The following is a 1,704-nucleotide window of genomic DNA, read 5'->3' as shown; positions in this document are numbered from 1 at the left end:
GCCGCTGCTGCGGGTCCATCGCCAACGCCTCACGCGGCGAGATCCCGAAGAACCCAGGATCGAAATCACCCGCGTCGTACAGGAAACCACCCTCACGGGCATGGATCTTCCCCGGGGTCTGCGAACCGGGTTCGTAGAGTTCCTCGATGTCCCAGCCGCGGTCGGCGGGGAACGCGGCCATGGCGTCCGTACCGTGCTCCAGGAGCCGCCACAGTTCCTCGGGAGTGCGTACGCCGCCCGGGAAGCGGCAGCTCATCGCGACGATCGCGATCGGCTCGTCCACCGCCGTCGCCGTCCCGGCGGCCGGGAGCGCCGGTCGGTCGGTGCCGACGCCGTCCGTGACGTTCGCCGCCGTCAGCTCCGCCAGGAGGTGGCGGGCCAGCACGGTCGGCGAGGGGTAGTCGAAGACGAGCGTCGCCGAAAGCCGCAGCCCGGTGGCGGTGTTCAGCCGGTTGCGCAGCTCCACCGCCGTCAACGAGTCGAAGCCCAGCTCCTTGAACGCGCGGTCGCTGTCGACCGCGGTCTCGTCCGCGTGCCCCAGGACCGCGGCGACGTGGGTGCACACCAACGTCTTGAGGGTCTCGTCCCGTTCGGTCTCGGCCAGCCGGGCCAGGCGCTGCCAGAGCGCGGAGGTGCCGGTACCGGCGCCCGACGCCTCGACCGTGCGCCGGGTGGGAATGCGCAGCAGGTGCTGCAGAAGCGCCGGTACAGCGCCGGACGCGGCCTGGGCGCGCAGTACGGGCAGGTCGAGGCGTATGGGCAGCAGGACCGCATCCGCGGTGGCCAGCGCGGTGGAAGGGGTCGCCGCTGCGTCGAACAGGGCGAGGCCCTCGTCCGAGGTGAGGGCGGCGATGCCGGCGCGGCGCATACGACGTACATCCGTTTGGGCCAAGTGGCCCGTCATCCCGCTGCGTTCGGCCCAGAAGCCCCAGCCCAGCGAGACCGCGGGCAGGCCCTGGGCACGGCGGTGCGCGGCCAGGGCGTCGACGAAGGCGTTCGCCGCCGCGTAGTTGCCCTGCCCGGCGCCGCCGAACGTTCCGGCGGCGGAGGAGAAGAGCACGAAGGCGGCGAGGTCGAGGTCCCGGGTCAGCTCGTGGAGGTGGACTGCCGCGTCCACCTTCGGCCGCAGGACCGCTTCGACCTGGTCCGGGGTCAGTGACTCGATGACACCGTCGTCCAGGACGCCGGCCGCGTGCACGACCGCGGTCAGCGGGTGCTCGGCGGGCACGGTCCGCAGCAGCTCGGCGAGTTCGGCCCGGTCGGCGGCGTCGCAGGCGGCGACCGTCACGGTGGCTCCCAGACCGCCAAGGGAATCGGCGAGTTCCGCCGCGCCCGGTGCCGTACGGCCGCGTCGGGAGACCAGCAGCAGATGCCGCACGCCGTGCTCGGTGACCAGGTGTCGCGCGACGAGAGCGCCCAGCGTGCCGGTGGCGCCCGTCAGCAGCACGGTACCGTCCGGGTTCCAGGTGCCATGCGGCGCGGACGCCGAGCCGGGCTCGAAGCCGGGCTCGGAGTCAGGTCCGGAGCCGGGCTCGGTCAGGGTCGCGGCGGTGGTGCGCGCCAGCCTCGGGGCGAGGGCTTCTCCCGACCTCATGGCGAGCTGCGGCTCTCCGGTGGCGAGCACGGACTCCAGCGTGTCACCGGACAGTTCCTGTCCGTCCAGGTCCAGAAGGACGAACCGGTCCGGGTGCTCGGCCTGCGCCG

At 73.1% G+C, this 1,704-nt stretch carries 1 protein-coding gene; it reads right to left on the bottom strand.

The window, feature by feature from the left end; genetic code table 11:
• Nucleotides 1-1,704: type I polyketide synthase (locus tag AB0B40_RS38155; RefSeq protein WP_362268231.1), on the bottom strand; the 1,704-nt coding region annotated here is incomplete at both ends.

It is taken from the genome of Streptomyces sp. NPDC042638 (genome assembly GCF_040647235.1).
GTDB classification, from domain to species: Bacteria; Actinomycetota; Actinomycetes; order Streptomycetales; family Streptomycetaceae; genus Streptomyces; species Streptomyces rameus.
The sequence above is the reverse complement of the archived record's forward strand: the minus strand, read 5'-3'. Positions and strand labels throughout refer to the sequence as shown.